The sequence below is a fragment of the Xanthomonas sp. 3793 genome (assembly GCF_024806835.1).
In the GTDB taxonomy this organism is placed as follows: Bacteria; Pseudomonadota; Gammaproteobacteria; order Xanthomonadales; family Xanthomonadaceae; genus Xanthomonas; species Xanthomonas arboricola_F.
Map to the genome: position 1 here is coordinate 199,922 of NZ_JANTYU010000007.1, position 20,607 is coordinate 220,528.

The window sequence follows — 20,607 nt, forward strand, 5'->3', positions numbered from 1 at the left end:
CTTGCGTATGACTGTTGCCACCGATGTTGCGGATGATTTTGCCGATGCGACTGCGTTGATCGAACTCGACCAGGCAAGTGTGATGCGCGGCCAGGTCCGTGTGCTGCACACGTTGCGTTTGCGCATCGCACTTGGCCAGCACACCGCCATCCTCGGCCCCAACGGCTGCGGTAAATCGTCCTTCATCAAGCTCATCACGCGCGAGTTGTATCCGTTGGCGCGTGGCGATGGTCAGCCTGCGGTGAAGGTGCTGGGGCAGGCGCGCTGGCAGGTGGACCGGTTGCGCTCGCAACTGGGGATCGTTACCGGCGACCTGAGCGTCAACCTGGCCGACATGCCGGGGCTGGATGTGGAAAGCGCGGTGCTGTCGGGGTTTTTCGCCAGCTATGTGGTGCCGCCGCATCGTGAGATCAGCGACGACATGCGCGCGCGGGCGCGCGAGGCCCTGGCACTGGCGCGCGCCTTGCCGTTGCTGGACCGCCCCTATGCCGAGCTGTCGGCCGGCGAGACCCGCCGCGTGCTGATCGCGCGTGCCCTGGTCAACCGCCCGCAGGCGCTGCTGCTGGACGAGCCGTCCACCGGGCTGGACCTGGTGGCGCGCCAACACTTGCTCGACACCTTGCGCGACCTCGCCCGGCAAGGCATCACGCTGGTGCTGGTGACCCATCACATCGAAGAAATCGTGCCGGAAATCGCGCGGGTGATCCTGCTGCGCGGCGGTAAGGTGGTCGCCGACGGCCCGCGCGATGCGTTGCTGACCGATGCCGGCCTGTCGGCAGTGTTCGACGGCCCGGTGCGCGTGCACCGCGATGGCGAGCGCTACTGGGCGACAGTCGGGGAGTGAGCCGGCGGCGCTGCTGCAACGATCAGGGTGGCGCCCCGGCCGGAGGCAGGCGCCGACCAGACCCAGGCCAGCGCCAGCGCAATGGCTTGACCACGACCGCGACGGCCGCGTGCAGGTCCGGCAGCACGCCTGCGACGTCCAGCGGTCGCAACCGCGCCTGAGCGTCCTGCACGGCATGACCTTGGACACGGGACGCGGTGGCCGTTGCTGCGGCTAGACTCGCCGCACACACAGACAGGAGTCGTCCCGATGGCCCAGTGGTATTTCCATATTCCCGGACAGGCCGACCGCATCGGCCCGCTGGACGATGCCAGCGCCCGCGCGTACGCCCAGCGCCAGCCCGACGCACTGGCCTGGCGCGATGGACTCGATGGCTGGACGCCGGCGCGTCAGCTGGCCGACCTGCAGGGCGCCGGCAGCGCACCGCCACCGCTCGGCAGCGTCGCCGGCGCCGGGCGCGCCGATGAGATCGACTACCGCATCGTCGGCAACGACATGCAGTTTGTCGAAGTGGAACTGGACCCGGGTGAGAGCGCCATCGCCGAGGCCGGCGCGCTGATGTACAAGGATTCGGCGGTGCAGATGGACACCGTGTTCGGCGACGGCTCGCATGATGGCCAAGGCGGCAGCAGCGGCGGGCTGATGGGCAAATTGCTGTCGGCCGGCAAACGCGTGGTCACCGGCGAAAGCATGTTCACCACCGTGTTCACCCATGCCGGCAGCGGCAAGGCCAAGGTGGCCTTCGCTGCGCCCTACCCCGGCACGGTGCTGGCGCTGCGACTGTCCGAGCATGGCGGGCGCCTGATCTGCCAGAAAGACAGCTTCCTGGCCGGCGCGCGCGGCGTGTCGCTGGGCATTGCCTTCCAGAAGAAGATCCTCACCGGCCTGTTCGGCGGCGAAGGCTTCATCATGCAGAAGCTCGAAGGCGACGGCTGGGTGTTCGTGCATGCGGGCGGCACCGTGATGGAACGCGAGCTCGGCCCCGGCGAACGCATCGACGTGGACACCGGTTGCGTGGTCGCCTATCACGCCGGCGTGGACATGGACGTGCGCCGCGTGGCCGGATTGAAGAGCATGTTCTTCGGCGGCGAAGGCGTGTTCCTGGCCACCCTCACCGGCCCCGGCAAGGTATGGCTGCAATCGCTGCCGTTCTCGCGCATGGCCGGCCGCATGCTGCAGGCCGCCCCGCAAGCCGGCGGCCAGCAACGCGGCGAAGGCTCGGTGCTCGGCGGCCTGGGACGGCTGCTGGATGGCGATAACCGGTTTTGATGGGGTGAAGTGGCTGGCGGGTGTGTTGCCACCCTTCTCCCGCCGGGAGAAGGTGGCGCGGGATGAGGGACGGGCGAGGCCTGCTGCGCGCTCATTCCCATCTGGCTTCGTTCCGTCCCCCACCCCAAGTCCCGCTCCGCGCCCCGGCCCGCGCTTGCGGCGCGGGGGAGAGGGGCTCTGGTTCCGTGCTGGATGCAGATGGCTGCACCCATCGCATGAATGAACCGGCTTGGTTCTCCCGCCGGAACAAGGGAGTGCAACGCCTGCCGACGATGCCGTTGTGAATGAGCTCCACTCACGCCAACCACCAGCGCCACAGTGACGGCGCGCGTGTATTCTCCCTCGCCTTTCCCATCGACGTTTTCGCCATGACTGCGCTCCGCCGCCCCCGCTCGCTTGCCCTGTTGTCCATGCTCGGTCTGCTCTGCGCCTGCGGTGGAGAGCCGCGCCCGGCAGCGCCTGCGCCGGTGGTGCAGGCGCCTTCGTCGGCTGCGGTCAAGCCGGTGAAGATCGGCATCGCGCTCGGCGGCGGCGCGGTCAAGGGCTTTGCGCATATCGGTGTGATCAAGATGCTCGAAGCCAACGGATTTGCGCCTGTGGTCGTGTCCGGTACCAGCGCGGGCAGCGTGGTCGGCGCGCTGTATGCAAGCGGCATGGATGCGTTCGAGATGCAGGAAAAGGCGGTCGCGCTCGACCAGACCAGCATCCGCGATGTGCGGCTGTTTTCCGGCGGGCTGGTGCAGGGCCAGAAGCTGCAGGACTACGTCAACGATCAACTCGGCGGCAAGCCCATCGAGAAATTGCGCAAGCCGTTTGCGGTGGTGGCCACACGCCTGGAAGACGGCGAGCGCACCGTGTTCGTGCGCGGTAACGCCGGCCAGGCGGTGCGTGCATCCAGCAGCATTCCCGGCGTGTTCGAGCCGGTGACCATCGGCAAGTTCCATTTTGTCGACGGCGGCGTGGTCAGCCCGGTGCCGGTGGATGCCGCGCGTCAGCTCGGCGCCGAGTTCGTGGTGGCAGTGGATATTTCCAGCAAGGCCAGCGGCAAGAATCCGGGCGATCTGCTGGGCACGGTGAACCAGTCGATCTCGATCATGGGCCAGCGCCTGGGCGAAGCCGAACTGAAACGTGCAGACGTGGTGGTGCGCCCCAAGGTCAACGATATCGGCTCGGCCGACTTCAATCAGCGCAGTGTCGCCATCCTGGAAGGCGAACGCGCCGCGATGGCCGTGATGCCGCAGATCCGCGCCAAGATCGCGCAGTTGCAGGCCGCGCGCAGCAGTGCCACGCGCAACGCGGCCGACCAGGCCGCAGCGGCGAAACAACAGGCCTACCAACGCTGCCTGGAACAACGTTCGCGCTGGCAGAAATTGCGCGGCAAGGACGAGGACTGCGTGGCGCCGTAAAGCGGTTGTAGTGCGGCGGCAGCTGCGCTGCGCACGATGCGTTGTCCGGTTCGAGGCAAGGATGATCGCGGGGCGTTGTAGCAGCCGCCGGATGCTGCGGTCACTACTCGCTGCGTACAAGCGCGCCTTTGAGTGCAATGGCGACCTGCATTACGCACGTTGGCGCGCGTGGGCGGGCTCTTTGCTGCCCGGTAGATAGTCTTGCGCATCGGCGCTATCGGGACGGCGTCGCGGCCAGGTCCGCTCCTACGAAGCGTGGAATCTCGGCCGGATGGTGGGTGGCGGTGTCTCCCTTTGTGCCGGCGTTGCACGCCGTCGCGTGCGATGCATTGATCCAGGCGAATGCGTTTCTTTTTGCGTTGGTCGATGCCTGCAGCCGAAGCGCGGGTGCTGTGTCGGGACGGCGTCGCGGCCAGGGCCGCTCCTACGAGGCGTGGAATCTCGGCCGGATGGTGGGTGGCGGTGTCTGCCTGCGTGTCGGCGTTGCATGCCGTCGCGTGCGATGGATGCATTGGACCAGGCGAACGCGTTTCTTTTGCGTTGGTCGATGCCTGCTGCCCAGGCGCGGATGCAGTGTCTGTCCGGCGTCGCGGCCGGAGCCGCTGCGATGCAACAGCAACATTACCTTGGGTGCTGTTTCAGGACCTATGGTTGCGACAGGACCTGCGATTGCGATGCCGGGCCGATGATCGTGGTGCATGCACCGCGCGGTGATCGGCCCGGCATCGTGGTTTCTTCAATACCGCCAGCGCAGGGACACGCTGACAAAGCGCGGTTCGCCGTAGTTCTGGTAGTCCAGATTGGCCCAGTAGGTCTTGTCGAACGCGTTGCGTACCGCCAGCGTGGCTGTCCACTGATCGCTGATGCGGTAGTTGGCGTTGAGGTGCACCAACGCATACGGGTTCTGCACCACGGTGACCGGTGTGGTGGCGCCGCTGCCGTCGCCGGTGGGGCGTGCGATGTTGAAGCCGCGCACCGCGCTCTGCCAACTGACGCCACCGCCGATGCTCAGGCGGTCCCACGCGCCGGGCAGGCGTACCTGGGTGGACAGCTGCAGATAGTCCTCGGGCAGGTTGGCGTAAATCGCATCGGTGGGCGGGCGCGTCACCTTGACGTGGGTAAAGCCGGCGTTGACGGTCCAGCCGGGCAGGATCTCGCCGTTGAAATCCATTTCCCAACCGCGGCTCTTGGTGCCGTTGATACCGATGTAGGCCGAATTGCCGTCCGGCAACGAGGATTCCGGCTGGGTCATGTCGCGCACCGCGAAGTTGTCCTGCTTGGCCTCGAACACGGCGGCGGTGGCCATCGCGCGGCCATCGAGCAGTTGCGCCTTGATGCCGGCTTCCAGATTGGAGCCTTCCACCGGTGCAAGCAGGTTATTGTCCTTGTCGCGGTAGTTCTGCGGATTGAAGATCTCGGTGTAGCTGGCATAGAGCGACACGTCCGGCACGATGTCGTAGACCAGGCCCACGTACGGGGTGACTTCATCGCTCACCTGGTACCGGCCGCTGGTGCCGGTGTAGGCGCCGTTGGTGTTGAAGGCCTGGGTGCGGGTTTCCCAGGAACTCAGGCGTGCGCCGGCGATCAGCGACAACGGCTCGGCCAGGCGTAACCGAGTGGAGGCGTACACGCCGCGCTGGGTGGTGCGCGCTTCGCGGCGGGAGCCGGTGCGGCTGTAGGTCACCTCGGGGGCATCGCCATCCCAGTTGCGGATGTTGGGAATCCGATAACAGCGCTCGGGCGCGCCGCTTTCGTTGATGCACGTTCCCCAGCCGCTGGGGTACTGCTGGGCAAGGCCGTACGTGGTCGATTGCAGATCCTGCCAGCTGCCGCCCAGCACCACGTCGTGCCGGCGGCCGAACAGCGAGAACCCGCCCGACAGGTACACATCCACGCCATCGCGCGCATCGCTGGTTTCGCCGGTGCCGGTGCGCAGGAACACGCCGCTGCCATCGGCGGCCGGGTAGCCGGTGCCGTAGACGCGAATGCTTTGCACATCGCCCTTGGTGTGCGCGTAGTTGACGCGCAGCAACCAGTCCTCGCCGAAGCGTTGTTCCAGATTGGCGAATGCAGTGCTGGTTTCGCGCTGCCAGCGGGTCCATTCCGGTGCCATGTTGGTCGAGCGCGATAGATTGGCCAACCTGCCATCGGCCGCAAAGAACGGCACCGTGCCCCAGGTCGAACCGACCGGGCTGTTGTCCTGGCGCTGGTAGCCCACGGTGAGCGTGGTGCTGTCGGTCAGGTCGCCTTCCAGCACCGCCATGCCGGACATCTTGTTGTCGTGGTAACGGTCGTAGTAATAGTCGCGGTCCTGCCAGGCCGCAACCACGCGGCTGCGGAAGCGGCCATCGTCGGTCAGCGGGGCGTTGACGTCGGCCTGCATGCGGCGGAAGTCCCAGGTACCGGCGCTTGCGGCAACCGAAGCGTCGAACGTCTTGCCCGGGCGCTTGCGCAGCAGGTTCACCGTGGCCGAGGGAATGCCCGCACCGGTCAGCAGGCCGTTGGCGCCGCGGATCACTTCGATGCGGTCGTAAAACACCGTGTCGTATTCCTGATTGGTCGCGCCGCTGTAGGTGGGCAGGCCATCGACCTGGAAGTCGGTGATCTGGAAACCGCGCGCAAAATACAGCGGGCGCTGGGTGTCGTAGAACGACACGTTGACGCCGGTGACATTGCGCATCACGTCATCGATGCTGAAGAGCGACTCGTCCTCCAGCCGCTGCAGCCCGATCACGCTCACCGATTGCGGCGTCTCCTGCAGCGTCAGCGGCAAGCGCGTGGTGGTGGCCGGTTGCGCGCGGCTGACCGCGCCATTGACGGTGACCTGGTCGAGCGTCTTGGCATCGGCCAGGTCGGCGGCGTGCGCAGCAGCGGGCCAGGTCAATGCGCACAACAAGGCAACAGACAGCGGAGTCAGTGGGTGGGTCGGTGCAGGCATCGGTCTCTCATCGATCGTGGGCGCACGCCGGGGCGTGGCGACAGGAAGCAGGCATGCGTCGGCGTGCTGCTCGGGCGACGAGCTGGCTGGCCTGGCGAGGCTGGCGGATCGACGAACAGGACGTGGCCGGAGGCGGCCGGACGTTAGGTAAATGTAAATCGTTATCGTTTGCCGGGCAAGTGCGGCGTGGTTGCGGCAGCTGGTCCTCGTCAGGAGGCACCTCCTAGTTTGTCTAGTAGGGAGCGCGCCTGTGCGGACGCTGCTGTTGTCGCATGCATTTGGCTAGACTTGCGGCAGGTCATCCAACGAGCAACGATCCGCTATGCATGCCCACGCGCTCATTCTGCTGCTGCCGATCGCCCTCGCCGGCGGCTGCACTCAGGCCGCACCGAGTAGTGCCGCGCCCGCAGCGACGGCAACCGCCATGCCACTGCAAGCGCCATCCGCCGCGGCGCCAGCGACGCCGGCCATTGCCCAATTTTTTCGCAAGGATATGACCTACAGCGAACTGCGCACGCGGTTGCTAAGAGACGACTGGCTACCGTTGCGCGAGCCCAGGTGCTGGGACAATATCGGCGGCGACGCGGATGTGTGTCGCGTCCTGCCGGAGGTCGACAGCTGCAGCGCGGACGGCTACTGCATCATGCGCTTCGCCAACCGCGCGCTCGGCCTGCAGGCCCAGATCACCACCTACGGCCCTTACGATGCATACAACGCCACAGGCGGCGGCAGCGCGCTGAAGGCGCGTTCACTCGACGTGCAGGCACCGCCGCGCACGCCGCAGGCGACCGCCTGCCCGGCGCAGGATTTCGCCCAGTTCCTGCAGCGCTTTGCTGCGGACGAGACGATCCAGCGCCAGTTCACCGCGCCGTTCGTCAAGGCGATGGAGCTGCGCTCCGATGGCGACGGTGACCAGGAACAGCCGGTCTACCTGCGTGCGCAGGACTACCGGGACTTCGACCTGCGCTACCAGGGCGGCGCGTTCCACTTCGTCGATCCCGACGGCAAGGTGGATGCGGCCCCGCTGCGCGTCCAGGTCACCCAACCGGACGCGCACGGGCAGCTGGTGCGTTACTCCATGAACATGTCGGAAGGCAATTCCTTCCTGTTCGAGCAACGAGACGGATGCTGGTACCTCAGCGAGGACCCTGAAGCCCCCGCTCCCTGAGGACATATCGGGGTGCCTGTAGAGCGATTTCCCAGAAGGACATGGAGAACGGATGCATGAGCAGATACACCATCACTGAAAGCGTCAATCGGCGCGGCGGTACCGAGCACGTACACGACTTCGAGGATCTGGAGAAACACCATCCCAGCTCGGGCCGCGAGGCCGGCCGCCAGTACGCCACGATCGATGGCAAGCTGGAGGAGGTCCGCCATCTTTCCGATGGCAGGACGTTGATCAAGAAAGACTTCATCCTTGGGCAGGACACGCCAGGGCCGGTCAGTATCCCGGCCCCGATTGCGGGCTATGTCCATCGAACCAACGATCCCTGGAACACGGTCAAGATCTACGACCGCCCTTATGTGCCCGGCGGCGACGCGGTGCTGCTGGGACAGGTGCTCCATATGGGCCGCGGTACATCGCCGCCGGAAGGTGCGCGCATCGAGTACGGCCAGCCGCTTGGACGCATGGCCGACACCGGCACCCCGGGTTCCATCCATGCTCATGTCGAAGTCGATCATGCGCAGTTCCAGCGTTATGTCCGCGACATCGACCGCGGCGCGATCGCGCCCGGAGTGACCGCGCCCGCCCTGGACGGAGTGCTGCGCCGCGGTGAGCAGGGCGAGGATGTGAAGCATCTGCAGGAAGCGCTGAACCGCCACGGTGCGCAGCTGCCGACCAATGGCAACTTCGGGCCACAGACCGAAGCGGCGGTGCGCGATTTCCAGCGCACGCAAGGGCTGGAGTTAGTGGACGGCATCGCCGGCCCCCATACGCTCAAGGCGCTGGGAGTGGCACCGCCCCAGACGCCGGGCGCCGCCAGATCTGCGCCCGGCATGGCCCAGGCAACGCCCGCCGCACCGCAGCCAGCGACGGCGACTGCGGCAACGCCTTTTCGCGACAGCCCGCTCAGCGCCCTAATCTCCGGGGGCGAGGGCGGCTATGGCTCCTATAATCGCGGCCGCGCCGGGGATGCCAACGGCGGGCAGATCGATTTCTCCGCGCTCACCGTCGGCGAAGTGATGCGACGCCAGCGGCTGCACGAGACCAACCCCGGTAGTCCGGACGAACTGTTCGCCGTCGGCAAGTACCAAATGGTACCGGCGACGATGCGAGAAGCCGTCGCTAGGCTTGGCATCGACCCGAGCGAGCAACTTACGCCGCAGCTGCAGGAGCGCCTGTTCAACGACTATCTGATTGACGAGAAACGTCCGGAAGTGCGCGACTACATCACCGGGCAAAACACCGACGAGGCCGCGCGCAGCAATGCGCAGCTGGCTTTGTCGCGCGAGTTCGCCAGCGTCGCCAATCCGGCGACTGGGCGCAGCTACTACGACGGCGACAGCGGCGGCAACGCGGCCTCGATCACCGCCGCGCAGACCGCTTCGGCGCTGGATCAGATGCGCGACAGCTACCAGCGCAACGTGCAGAGCGGCATGTCGCCCAACGAGGCATACCGCGACGTCATGACTGGCGATCGCCACAGCGGCTATCCGTCGGCGCTTGGCGGGACCCTGCGCGAGGGTCGAGGCGCACCCGACGACGTACGTGAGCTGCAGACCGCACTCAACCGCCATGGCGCCAAGTTGCCAGTCACCGGTACGTTTGATACCGAGACCACCGACGCACTCAAGACCTTTCAGCGCAGCAAACAACTCGACGACGACGGCATCGCCGGCGCGCGGACGCTCAAGGCCCTGGGCATTGGCCAGCCGACGCAGGCCGCCCCCACCCAGACTCGTACCGATGATGCCGGCGCGCCTGCGAGGGCGGCGCAGGCGGCTGGGCAGATCGAGGCACAGCCTCGCACGCACACCACTGCTGAAGCAGCGCGCGCGCCGCTGCTGTCAGACAGCGGCCATCCGGACAACCCCATGTACCAGCAAGCGCTGGCCGAATTGGAGAAGTTCAGCCCTACCTCGGCGTTCAACAACAGAGAGAAGCTGGAGCGCGGTGCGGCGATGATGGTTTACGAGGCGCGCATCAGTGGTCTGAGCCGTATCGATCACATCGTGCCCAGCACCGACGGCAGCCGCCTCATCGCGGTGGAGGGCGAATTGCGCGATCCGGCGCAACGACGCGTGGTGGCGGGTACCGCACAGGCTATCGGCCAATCGGTCGAGCAGACGACGCGCGCGCTCGCGCAGGACGTGCCGGCGCCCACACCGCTGGCCGCAACGCCAGACCCAGTGGAGCAAACGCGGATGCGCCCGATGGCGCACTGAGCCCACGTTGACACGGTGCGATACCCGCTCGGTTCCGCGTCTGCGTGCGACCCATGACTGCGCGACCGCCGCACTAGAGGCGGTCGCCAGGAGTGCAGTATCCGTCTCTCGATGGTTGCCGCCGTGCCTTAACTGCGCGGCAGTGGCAAGCCGGCGAAGTCCTTGACGGTGCGCAGGACGAAACTGGAATTGACGTCGGACACGCCGGTGGCGTTGAGCAACCGGTCCAGCAGAAACCGCGAAAAATGCTCCAGATCGCGCACCTGGACCTGTAACAGATAATCCATGTCGCCGGTCAGCGCCCAGCACGCCACCACTTCGTCCCAACCGCGCACGCCATCGGCGAACAACTCGATATCGGCCTGACCGTGCTGCTCCAGCTGCACGCGCACGAAGGCCTGCAGACCCAGCCCCAGCGCGCGCGCATCCAGGCGCGCGCCGTAGCCGGCGATGATGCCCGCGGCCTCCAGCCGTTGCGTGCGCCGCAGGCAGGCCGATGCCGACAGATTCACCTGCACGGCGAGTTCCGCGTTGCTGGTGCGCCCCTGCGTCTGCAGCAGGGCCAGCAACCGTAGATCGGTGCGGTCAAGAGCGATAGGTTGGTCCATATGTTGCGCAGCAGCAGATCAATACGCACAAATCTTGCGCGATACCGGCAGCGTTGCGCAAGATTCGCAATCCTGTTGCGCGGCGATCCGGCTAAGGTGAATCCCTGTCGCCACGGAAGTCCTGCCGCATGAATACTGCCCCGCGCCGCGTGGAAAACCAGCTTACCGACAAGGGCTACGTGCCGGTCTACACCACCGCCGTGGTCGACCAGCCATGGGACGGCTACAGCAGCGACGACCATGCCACCTGGGGCACGCTGTACCGCCGCCAGCGCGCGTTGCTGGTGGGCCGCGCCTGCGATGAGTTCCTGCAGGCGCAGGACGCCATGGGCATGGACGACAGCCAGATCCCGCGCTTCGACGCACTCAACGCGGTACTGCAGGCGGCCACCGGCTGGACATTGGTCGGCGTGGAAGGCCTGCTGCCGGAGCTGGATTTTTTCGATCATCTGGCCAACAAGCGCTTCCCGGTGACGTGGTGGATCCGCCGCCCCGATCAGATCGACTACATCGCCGAGCCGGACCTGTTCCATGACTTGTTCGGCCACGTGCCGCTGCTGATGAACCCGTTGTTTGCCGACTTCATGCAGGCCTATGGCCGTGGCGGGGTCAAGGCGCACGGCATCGGCCCGGACGCGCTGCAGAATCTCACCCGGCTGTACTGGTACACGGTGGAGTTCGGCCTGATCGCCACGCCGCAAGGCCTGCGCATCTACGGCGCCGGCATCGTGTCGTCGAAGGGCGAATCGCTGTATTCGCTGGACTCGCCCGCGCCCAACCGCATCGGCTTCGATCTGCAGCGCATCATGCGCACGCGCTACCGCATCGACAGTTTTCAGAAGACCTACTTCGTCATCGACAGCTTTGCGCAGTTGATGGAGGCGACCAGCCCGGACTTCACTCCGATCTACGCTGCATTGGCGCAACAGGTGCAGGTGCCGGCCGGCGATGTACTCAGTAGCGATGCGCTGATCCAGCGCGGCAGTGGCGAAGGCTGGAGCCGCGACGGCGACGTGTGAGGCGGTGCGCTGGTGACGCGGTGGCAGCAGTGGGGCGACGGTGAGCTTGACGAGCGCGGCAGGTTGGTCGTGTTTGCACCGCACTGCGCTCGCTGTGGGACGCAATGCGGTGCGATTGCTGGATTCGGCACGCAATCGCGCGCGGGCAGAGTGCGTTGCCCTCGCGCGCCTCGCCCAAGCGACAGCCTGACCCTGGCCAGGCGCTGCGCCATCGCGCGACGGGAATATCGGATACGTCGCGGCTCGACACCGTCGCCAGCGCGGACTATGGTCCAGATTCCCCACCTCGCCTTCGCTCAATGGACCTGACGCATCTGCGCATCCGGCGCTTGGAGCTGGACGACACCCGCCTGCTGTTCACCCTGGCCAACGGCATCCGCATCGACGAGCCGATCCAGGCGCATCGATTGCTGCTCAAGGCAGCGCCGCCGCAGCGCGCGCAATGGCAGATCACCGACGACGGCCATGGCGTGAACTGGCCCGCGATCGCACCGCCCACACCGGAAGGCCTGCTCAACATGCCCGAGCTGCTGTGGCGCCGCCGCGCCGCACGCGCGCAGGCAAAGCTGGCCAGCTTGCGCGGACGTCTGGATGGGCTGTCGCCTGGCGAACGCGAGCTGGTCGCACTCGCACGGCTGGATGCGGACATGACCGAGAGCGGCTACGCCCGCTACTTCGACCGCTGGGATGCGGCTACCCGCAGCGACGCGGTGCGCGGTCTGGCAGCGATGGGCGCAGCGCAGACCCGCCAGGCGATCGAAGGCCTGGGCGCAGTGTTCGAACGGCTGGAAGAAGACCCCGACCTGCTCAGCATCGAAGACATCCTCGACGCGATGAACGAAGCCGACCGCCAACGCGTGCAGGGCTGGGAAGAGGTCTATTACCGCCGCTCCGGCGACCTGGCGCGGCTGGGGCTGGTGCATTACGGGGTGGACAAGGCCTAACGTCGTCTGGGCGATGCGCAGCTGGCAGGACGCATTGGCCAACGCCAGCGGCGGGAGTGCACAGGCACGCTGCGATGCCCGCCCAACCAGCGCGTGGATGCACCCGCTAGTGCATCCACGCGTTGCCGCCGCATCTATCGGTGATTCGAACGGCACTGTGCGGGGCAGCGCGGCTGCGCAGTGCGGTCAGAGCGCGCAGCGATCGTCGGGCACGCCGGGGACGCGCTCCCATTGCCAGGTGTCCATGGTCTTGCCACGTGGCAGATAGTCCACATCGAACTCCTTGCCATCGCGACGCAGGCGCAGATGCAACCGTTCGGTTTGATTTCCCTGGATGCCATCCTGCGGCACCGGCCGCACGATTTCATCGCCATTGCGCACGCCGGCCACGGCGGCCGCCGAGTCGGGGACAAGACCGCGCACGATGCGCCTGGGTTCGGCCAGCACGGCCGGCTCGAATCCCAGCACGTATTCGCGCAAGGGCTTGCTGGTGCGGCGGAAGCAGGGGCCGAACGCATCGGAAGCCGGCAGCGGCGGTGTTCCGGCGAGGAAGGCGTGGAAGTCCTCGACCGCGCCCGCACCAAGCTCCTGTGCCAGCTGGGTTTCCCAATCCGCCTGCGTGGGTCCGGGACGCTGTCGGCCGATTTCCAGCAAGGCGCGCAGCACGTCATCCAGCGAACGCTGCCCGTGCGACTTCTTGCGTAGCGCATCGTTCACCGTGGCCAGATACAACATGCCGCGATCGTAGGCGAGCGTGCGGATACGGGTGTCCTTCCAGAATCCCTCGTCGATGCGCGCGTTCGGAAGATTTCCCAGCGCATTGGTGTAGTAACGCGCTGCGGTGATGTTGAGGGAATCCAGAAACTGCTGTGGGGTGAGCAAACCGAATCGCAACGGCAGCAGCGCCTCGTAAAACACCGCCGAGCCTTCGCTGAACCAAGTCGTGGACTCGGACCCGTGCTGGGCAAGGCGCGGCTGGTAGGTATGGAACATCTCATGCGACAAGGTGATCTTGACCAGGTTGATATCGGCGCCGTCCCCTGCACCATAGGTGGTGACGAAGGATTGGTTCAGTGCGGTCCCGCCGCCGGCGTTGACCGGGTTGTAGCGCAGGAAGATCGTGTAGGGCCCGGACTCGCGCTGCGGAAACGCCAGCTCGAACTGGTCGTGCAGCTTGCCTATCCACGCGGACAAGGCATTCGCGTCGAAGGGAGGTTGCCCCTGCCAGGCGACCGAAAACTTTTCCGCACGTGGCACGCCTGGCCAGTGTCCGATCTGCCCGGCCATGAAGAACAGCCCGGACAAACCGCCGCTATCGATCTCCCCGACCTGCACATCGCCCTCGCCGAACGAGCTCACGCCTTTGGCACCATCGGGCAGATGCGACAGATCCCAATCGATGTTCAGGACGTAGGTCTGCCGCTTCGGCGGCACCACCAAAAACACACTGGACGCCGCAGAAAATGCCTGGTCATCGTTGCGGAACTCGATCGGCGGTGCCGGGCCGCGCGGAGGCCGCGTCGCATTGGCAGGTACCCGGTAGCGCAAGGTCAGCGGGCCGCTGAGCGCACGTGGCGCAGTCCACACGCGCAACGGCTGATCCTCGCTTTCTTCCGCAGTGGAGGCGCGTGCTGCAAGTTGTACCGTGCCCTGCGCATCGCTCGCCTCGATGGAGGCAATGCTTTCGGCAGCGGTATCGACGTTGGCCGCCATCATCGGCAGGGACACGACGATCTCGTCGCGCGCGATGGTGGCTGTCGCAAAGCGCAGGCGCACCTCCAGCATGTTCACCTTGCCCTTGTCCGCGTAGGGAACAAGTTGCAGGTCCAGGGCGACCGGTGCAGGAACAACCGGCGCCGGGCGGGCCAGCGCGCCGGCTGCCACGGTGGTGAGTACGAACAGCAGGGACCAGGGAGTGTTCATGGGGTGCGCATTCTGGATTGGCCGATCATGCCGCCGGTCGCGCCCGCCTGCCAGCATGCCGAAGGTCATGATGCCTGCGGCGCTTGCGGCAGACGGTGGCGGCTGTCTGAGCCAGCTCGGCGCCAGATCCAGGCCCGGGAGGTCACTTGCGCAACGCTTGCCGTCTCACCGCCACTGCCCGGACACGCAACCCCATCCGCTTGTCACGCCGGCGTTGGATGCCAGTTTTCAGGTCCCTTCACACTCGTACCGGTCATCGGCAAAGCACCGTCGACGTCCCCTGCAGTACATCCGCGTTTGCTCTGGCGGACCAGCCGAGTGCCGAGGCATGCCGCTTGGCGATCTGCCCAGCACTGCTGCCCCCTGCCGGCACATTGGCCGCCATGCACGATGCAGCACCTGGCTGCTGCGGCTGAACCGCATGTCGAGCTGTGCCTAGCGGGATGCGGTGTACGCCAGCAACAGCACCAACGGGTCTTCCCCGGTTTGCTGTAACGCGTGCGTGCTGCCCGGCCGCGTCAGCAGCGCATCGCCTGCAGCGACCTGGTATTGCTTGCCATCCAGCGCATACAGGCCACGACCGCTGACGATGTAATAGATCTCGTCCTTGTCGTGCAGGTGCAGGCCGATGCCGGCGCCCTTGTGCAGCACGCGTTTGCGCAGCACGAACTTCAGCTCCGGCGCGTCCGCGAAGAATGGATACGCCGTGGTGGGACCGGCGCCGCCGTGTGGCCCGGGCTGATCGCGGGCCAGGTCGCGCTCGTGCACCACCAGCGACGGATGCGCCTGTGCAGCGCGTTGCGCGGCGGTGTCGGGAGCTGCGCCGCAGTCGGCGTCGCGACGCAGCTGGGGTTTTAGCTCAGGCTGGAGCTGCGCCCAGCCGTGCACGACCAGGCAGGCGACTGCGGTGGCGCCGGCACGGCTGAAGTGGGTGCCGTCTGCCTTGTTCTGCTCGGGCACGAACAGGAAATACGGCTTGGCAGCCTGTTCGCCGAGCGCACGAATCCAGTCGCTGGAACTGGCGTTGAGATCGATCAGGCCGACGTGTTCTTCGGCAGCCAGTTGCTGCATGGCCACGGTGTAGCGGCCATGCGTGTCGAGCAATGCACCGAAGTCGTAGAGCAGGCGCGCGGCCGGGGTGATCAGGATGGGCGTCGCCCCCTGATCACGCGCAACGGCGATATAGCGGCGCAGGAACTGCACGTAGTCGGTCGTTGGGTCGGTGTAGCGGGTGGGATCTTCGCGCTTGGCGTCGTTGTGGCCAAACTGGATCAGCAACACATCGCCGCGTTGCAATTCTTTTGCGATGGCATCAAGGCGCCCTTCGGCGATGAAACTGCGCGTGCTGCGCCCACCTTTGGCGTGGTTGTGCACCCGCCACTGGGCCGGGTCGAACCAGTCCTGCAGCATCTGGCCCCAACCAGCCTGTGGAGCGCGCTCGGTGCCGTATTCGGCGGCGGTGGAATCGCCGGCGATGAAGATCCGTTGGGGCGCCGCGTGGGCGAGGTGTGCGGAGAGCAGCAGCAACGATGCGAAGAGCAGCAGACGCATGGTGGACTCCGGGGAAATGCTGAGTGCTTGACGCCGTTCCTTCTCCCACCGGGAGAAGGTGCCCGGAGGGCGGATGAGGGTGCGACTGCATTGGAACTATTGGACAGTGCCGCCGTCGTCCAAGCCTTCTCCGTTTGCAGTGCTGTCTGCCGCCGTACCCTCACACCCCCCGCTCCACGCCCCTGCCCGCGCTAGCAGCGCGGGCGCTCCAAGGTACGTGCGCCAATGGCGCGCAAGCGGTACCTTCTCGCCCCGGAGGGAGAGGGGATTTAGCGCTTCGGGGGCCGGTTAAGCTGCCGCTGCTGCAGCGGCTTCGGGCTTGCCCAGTACACCGGCGACGAAGGCGCGGATCTCGGCGTCCTGGGCATTGTCGAAGAAGCACTGCTGGAAGCGCTCGCCGCCGATGGCCTGCCTGATCAGTTCCGGGTCGATGGCGCGCAGGCCGTCGAGGTAGGACTTGGCAGTGGCCTGCTTGACCTGGGTCAGGATGCCGGCGTTGGCGGCCTGCGATTCGCGACGCTCGGCCGGGTAGCCCAGGCCGCGCTCGCCGCTGAAAGCCTTTTCGAAGATGTAGCGCACGTTGATTTCCGCGCCCCAGCCGTAGCCCTTGGCGAATGCCAGCGACAGCGCGTTGCCGTTGTTGACCTGCGCGAACAGGTAGGCGTCGGTCGGCTCGATGCAGTAACCGCAGAACACACCCGGGTGGGCATTGAGCGACATCATCGCGCCCTGCCCGGTGCCGCAGCCGGCGACGACGAAGTCCACGGCCTTGGAGTTCAGCAGCAGGCTGGCGACGATGCCCAGGTGGATGTAGGTCAGGCGGTGGTCGTTGTCGCCGTCCATGCCCACGTTGAAGACGGTGTGGCCCTGCTCGCCGGCGACGTCGTTGAGTTGCTGCAGGATCACCGGGTTCTTGGCGGCCTGGCTAAACTCGTTCATGAGTGCGATTTTCATGGGAATGCTCCGATTGGTTGGGGAAGTGGTTCGGAAAACGTTGGAAACGACGGTGTTGCTGCCAGATGCTTCGATGGCCTGCCCCTACGGCGCCTTGGCGCCAAACGAACAAGGCGTGACCCAGGAGCTGCGTGCCGTTGGTCGTGGTTGCGGGCGGGTAGCTGCCCTCATCCGCCCTGCGGGCACCTTCTTCCGCGCGCGGGAGAAGGACATGGATCGCGGGATGGCGAGGACGGCTGCGCGCCTTGGAGGGTGCACGCCATCGCCGTGCGATCTGGATCAGCGCGCCAGCCAGCCGCCGTCGACCGGGATGATGGCGCCGTTGACGTAGTCCGAGGCGCTGCTGGCCAGGAACACCGCAGTGCCGCCGAGGTCGGCCGGCACGCCCCAGCGCGCGGCAGGGATGCGGTCCAGGATGGACTTGTTGCGATCTGCATCCGCACGCAGCTGCGCGGTGTTGTCGGTGGCCATATAGCCCGGTGCGATGGCGTTGGTGGTCACGCCCTTGCTGGCCCATTCGTTGGCCAGCAGGCGGGTGATGCCGGCGATGCCCGACTTGCTGGCGGTGTAGGACGGCACGCGGATGCCGCCCTGGAACGACAGCATCGAGGCGATGTTGATGATCTTGCCGCGGCCCTGGGCGATGAAATGGCGGCCGGCGGCCTGCGCCATGAAGAACGCCGACTTGAGGTTGACGTTGAGCACGTCGTCCCAGTCCTGCTCGCTGAAATCCACCGCGTCGGTGCGACGGATCAGGCCGGCGTTGTTGACCAGGATGTCCAGTCCGCCCAGGCCGGCGATGGTCTCGTCGACGATGCGCTGCACCGGCTCGATGCTGATCAGGTTGGCTTCGATGGCGAGGAAGCGACGGCCCAGCGCCTTGACCTTTTCTTCGGTCTCGGTGGGCGCCTGGATGCCGGCGGCGGCGATGTCGGCGCCGGCCTGCGCCAATGCCAACGCAATGCCCTGGCCCAAGCCGGTGTTGGCACCGGTGACCAGTGCGACCTTGCCTTCGAGACTGAACGGATTGCTCATTACCTTATCGCTCCTGCTGGGTGTGCCACGTTGTGATGGGTGAGCCGCGCGGGGCGCGGCAGAGTGCGTTGATGTGGTTTGAACTGCTGCACCGCCAACGCCCAAGGTGGAGCGCGCCGACGGTGCCGGTGCCGGCCTGGATTGCAGGCGTCACCCAAGCGAACGGAGTGCGGGAACCGGGCTTACTTGAGCTGGCAGATGTCCAGCACGTGCATGTCGGTGTAATCGAGGTTTTCGCCGCCCATCGCCCAGATGAAGGCGTAGTTGCTGGTGCCGGCGCCCATGTGGATGGACCACGGCGGCGACACCACCGCTTCGTTGTTCTGGATCACGATGTGGCGCTGCGCCTCGGGCTCGCCCATGAAGTGATACACACGATCGTTGGCGCCGAGGTCGAAATAGAAATACACCTCGCTGCGGCGGTCGTGCAGATGCGGCGGCATGGTGTTCCAGACGCTGCCCGGCTTGAGCACGGTCAGGCCCAGCAGCAGCTGCGAGGACTGGCAGGTGGCCGGCACGATGTACTGGTAGATGGTGCGCTCGTTGCTGGTTTCCAGCGCGCCGCGGTCCAGGGCCACGGCATCCTTGATCGACAGCTGTTTGGTCTCAAAACGCGCATGCGCCGGCGTCGAGGCCAGATAGAACCTGGCCGGGTTGGCGGCGTCGTCGGAGGCGAAGCTGACATCGGTGCTGCCCATCGCTACGTACAGGCCGTCCTTGGGGCCGAGCGTGTAGGCGGTGCCATCCACGGTCACGGTGCCGCTGCCGGCGCCGACGTTGATGACGCCCAGCTCGCGGCGCTCCAGAAACGGGTGGCCGGCGGCGGAGGCCGGCTCGGTCTGCCTGGGCAGCTCCAATGCGGTGCCGAGCGGCGCTGCACCACCGAGCACGAAGCGCTCGTAGTGGGTGTATTTGAGCGTCACCGCACCGTCGACGAACAAGCCGTCGAGCAGGTACAGCTCGCGCAGGTCGTCGTTGCTGGCGCCCTTGATGGCGTCGGGATGGGTGGCGTAGTGGGTCTTGCAGTACAGGGACATGCGCGATCTCCGGTGCCAAGCGCGGGGGGATTGGCTTGTACCAGGCCATTCTACCGGTACTGGTTAACCGGTGTCATTGCGCAGTGCACGATGGGGAGCTGGCCTTGCGGCGACTTGTCCCTTCTCCCTGCGGGATAAGGTGGCGCGCAGCGCCGGATGAGGGTGCCAGGCCGCGCGTCGTGTTGAAGAGCGCGGCCTGGCAGTCGGTGTGCGTTTGCGCGCTTGGTTCATCCCGCGCTTCTCGGATGGCTGCCTGCTGCCGTTTCAGATGGCTGTCTGCCGCCTTGCCCTCACCCCAACCCCTCTCCCGCAGGCGGGAGAGGGGCTTCACGGCAGCGACCGGCCGACTGCCTTCCCCCGCCTGCGGGGAAGGTGCCGGAATGACGGACTGCCTTCTCCCGCCTGCGGGGAAGGTGCCGGAATGACGGACTGCCTTCTCCCGCCTGCGGGGGAAGGTGCCCGAAGGGCGGATGGGGGCAAGCCGTTGGCCGATCGAGCCAGCTGTTCTCACCTCGACGGGCGCACTGTCCTGCAAGGTGGAGCGGAAGGCCGGCACCGCGTGAGGCCGCGGCGCGCGGCCCTCAATCTTCCGGCGCGGCGCGGCGCTCAATCTTCCGGCGGTTGGCAGGAGTCGCGCACGATCAGGTGCGGGCGCACGCTGGCGGTGGGGAGTTGCGGGGCGTTGTCGGGCTGGATCAGCATCGCCGCGGCAGTGCGGCCGGTGTCGCGGGTGTGGCGACGTACCGAGGTCAGCGGCGGCCACAGCCGCGAGGCCAGCGAGCTGTCGTCGTAGCCGATCACCGACAGCTGGCGCGGGATGCTGATGCCGGCGCGCAGCGCCACCTTGTAGATACCGGCGGCCATTTCGTCGTTACCGGTGAAGATGGCGGTGGGGCGCTTCTTGCCCAGCAGCAGCTTTTCGGCCGCGGCCACGCCCGACTCGAAGGTGTAGCCGGCTTCGACGATGCGTTCGGGCGGCAGTTCGATGCCGCGCCGGGTCAGTGCATCGGCAAAGCCGGAGGTGCGCTCGATCGAGGAGCGGTAGGCGCTGGGGCCGGTGACCAGGGCGATGTCGCGGTGGCCGAGCGAGAGCAGGTAATCGGCCGCTTCCGCTGCGCCGTCGCGGTCGTGGGTGATGACCGTCTGCGAGGTGGTGTCCAGCGCGATCGAGGCGATGCGGGTGTAGCGGCAGCCGATCTCGGCCAGCATGTCGGCCAGTGCCTGATCTTCGGAGGCGCGCGGCACCAGGATAACCCCATGCAGCTTCTGCGCCTGCGCAAACCGGCGCACGCCTTCGATGTAGCCGGGGCTGCGGCTGTCGCAGGGGTGCACCACCAGCTCGAAGCTGGAGCCGCGCAGCGCGTCCAGCGCGCCGTACTGCATGTCCACGATGTACTGCGCGGTGGGGTTGTCGTAGACCATGCCGATCAGGAACGAGCGCCGGAACGCCAGCCCGCGCGCGAGCGGGTCGGGCGCGTAGCCGACCTCGCGCATCAGCGCCTCGACCTTCTCGCGGGTGTCCTGGCGCACCAGCGGCGAGTTGTTGATGATCCGCGACACGGTCTTCTTGGACACGCCCGACATCCGCGCGATGTCGTTGATCGTGGCTACCTTGCCCTTCGGCAGGCCGGGCATTCCCTCTTCAGGCATCTTGCGGGCGGGCATAGCGGTCAACCAGTGAAGTTGATT

At 66.5% G+C, this 20,607-nt stretch carries 15 protein-coding genes; 7 read left to right on the plus strand and 8 right to left on the minus strand.

Annotated features, from left to right (window positions below; translation table 11 throughout):
• The first annotated feature begins 7 nt into the window (after window positions 1-7).
• The 3 genes from FHY18_RS20690 to FHY18_RS20700 all read left to right on the plus strand — a co-directional run bounded on the left by FHY18_RS20690 (window position 8) and on the right by FHY18_RS20700 (window position 3,519).
• A complete protein-coding gene (locus FHY18_RS20690) occupies window positions 8-844 on the plus strand; it encodes an ATP-binding cassette domain-containing protein (RefSeq protein WP_259159601.1) in 837 nt (278 codons plus the stop codon).
• A gap of 249 nt (window positions 845-1,093) precedes the next feature.
• Window positions 1,094-2,113 carry a TIGR00266 family protein gene (locus FHY18_RS20695; RefSeq protein WP_259159603.1) on the plus strand — a complete coding sequence of 340 codons (1,020 nt, stop codon included), beginning with the start codon at window positions 1,094-1,096 and terminating at the stop codon, window positions 2,111-2,113.
• A 368-nt stretch (window positions 2,114-2,481) separates the two neighbouring features.
• Window positions 2,482-3,519, plus strand: a complete 1,038-nt coding sequence (locus FHY18_RS20700) for a patatin-like phospholipase family protein (RefSeq protein WP_259159604.1) — start codon at window positions 2,482-2,484, stop codon at window positions 3,517-3,519.
• 736 nt (window positions 3,520-4,255) lie between these two features.
• Here the strand turns inward: FHY18_RS20700 and FHY18_RS20705 are convergent.
• On the minus strand, window positions 4,256-6,457 hold the full coding sequence (locus tag FHY18_RS20705; RefSeq protein ID WP_259159605.1) for a TonB-dependent siderophore receptor: 2,202 nt from the start codon (window positions 6,455-6,457) through the stop codon (window positions 4,256-4,258).
• A gap of 322 nt (window positions 6,458-6,779) precedes the next feature.
• Between FHY18_RS20705 and FHY18_RS20710 the strand changes: the two genes are divergently transcribed.
• Together FHY18_RS20710 and FHY18_RS20715 are read left to right on the plus strand one after the other, a co-directional pair.
• Window positions 6,780-7,625 carry a hypothetical protein gene (locus tag FHY18_RS20710; RefSeq protein WP_259159607.1) on the plus strand — a complete coding sequence of 282 codons (846 nt, stop codon included), beginning with the start codon at window positions 6,780-6,782 and terminating at the stop codon, window positions 7,623-7,625.
• Between the two features lie 56 nt (window positions 7,626-7,681).
• Complete coding sequence (locus FHY18_RS20715; RefSeq protein WP_259159609.1) at window positions 7,682-9,847, plus strand: peptidoglycan-binding protein; 2,166 nt, start codon at window positions 7,682-7,684, stop codon at window positions 9,845-9,847.
• A gap of 128 nt (window positions 9,848-9,975) precedes the next feature.
• On the opposite strand, the gene FHY18_RS20720 is transcribed toward FHY18_RS20715, so the two are convergent.
• Window positions 9,976-10,455 (minus strand): Lrp/AsnC family transcriptional regulator, encoded by a 480-nt coding sequence (locus tag FHY18_RS20720; RefSeq protein ID WP_259159610.1) that lies wholly within the window; start codon window positions 10,453-10,455, stop codon window positions 9,976-9,978.
• A gap of 128 nt (window positions 10,456-10,583) precedes the next feature.
• Between FHY18_RS20720 and phhA the strand changes: the two genes are divergently transcribed.
• Both phhA and FHY18_RS20730 read left to right on the plus strand, forming a co-directional pair.
• Window positions 10,584-11,474: a phenylalanine 4-monooxygenase gene (gene phhA / locus FHY18_RS20725; protein WP_259159613.1), complete on the plus strand. Its 891-nt coding sequence runs from the start codon at window positions 10,584-10,586 to the stop codon at window positions 11,472-11,474.
• Window positions 11,475-11,773: 299 nt separating this feature from the next.
• Entirely contained in the window at window positions 11,774-12,418 is a 645-nt protein-coding gene (locus FHY18_RS20730; protein ID WP_259159614.1) for a DUF4375 domain-containing protein, read from the plus strand.
• A 186-nt stretch (window positions 12,419-12,604) separates the two neighbouring features.
• Here the strand turns inward: FHY18_RS20730 and FHY18_RS20735 are convergent, their stop codons facing one another.
• The 6 genes from FHY18_RS20735 to FHY18_RS20760 all read right to left on the minus strand — a co-directional run bounded on the left by FHY18_RS20735 (window position 12,605) and on the right by FHY18_RS20760 (window position 20,583).
• Window positions 12,605-14,341, minus strand: coding sequence for a peptidase M61 (locus FHY18_RS20735; protein WP_259159616.1), 1,737 nt, complete (start codon window positions 14,339-14,341; stop codon window positions 12,605-12,607).
• A 435-nt stretch (window positions 14,342-14,776) separates the two neighbouring features.
• Entirely contained in the window at window positions 14,777-15,892 is a 1,116-nt protein-coding gene (locus FHY18_RS20740; protein WP_259159617.1) for a GDSL-type esterase/lipase family protein, read from the minus strand.
• A 288-nt stretch (window positions 15,893-16,180) separates the two neighbouring features.
• Window positions 16,181-16,846, minus strand: a complete 666-nt coding sequence (locus FHY18_RS20745; RefSeq protein WP_259159620.1) for an RpiB/LacA/LacB family sugar-phosphate isomerase — start codon at window positions 16,844-16,846, stop codon at window positions 16,181-16,183.
• A gap of 279 nt (window positions 16,847-17,125) precedes the next feature.
• Window positions 17,126-17,881 carry a 2-dehydro-3-deoxy-D-gluconate 5-dehydrogenase KduD gene (gene kduD / locus FHY18_RS20750; RefSeq protein WP_259159622.1) on the minus strand — a complete coding sequence of 252 codons (756 nt, stop codon included), beginning with the start codon at window positions 17,879-17,881 and terminating at the stop codon, window positions 17,126-17,128.
• A gap of 182 nt (window positions 17,882-18,063) precedes the next feature.
• Window positions 18,064-18,918, minus strand: coding sequence for a 5-dehydro-4-deoxy-D-glucuronate isomerase (gene kduI / locus FHY18_RS20755; RefSeq protein ID WP_259159626.1), 855 nt, complete (start codon window positions 18,916-18,918; stop codon window positions 18,064-18,066).
• Window positions 18,919-19,524: 606 nt separating this feature from the next.
• Window positions 19,525-20,583 (minus strand): LacI family DNA-binding transcriptional regulator, encoded by a 1,059-nt coding sequence (locus FHY18_RS20760; protein WP_064507993.1) that lies wholly within the window; start codon window positions 20,581-20,583, stop codon window positions 19,525-19,527.
• Between the last annotated feature and the right edge of the window lie 24 nt (window positions 20,584-20,607).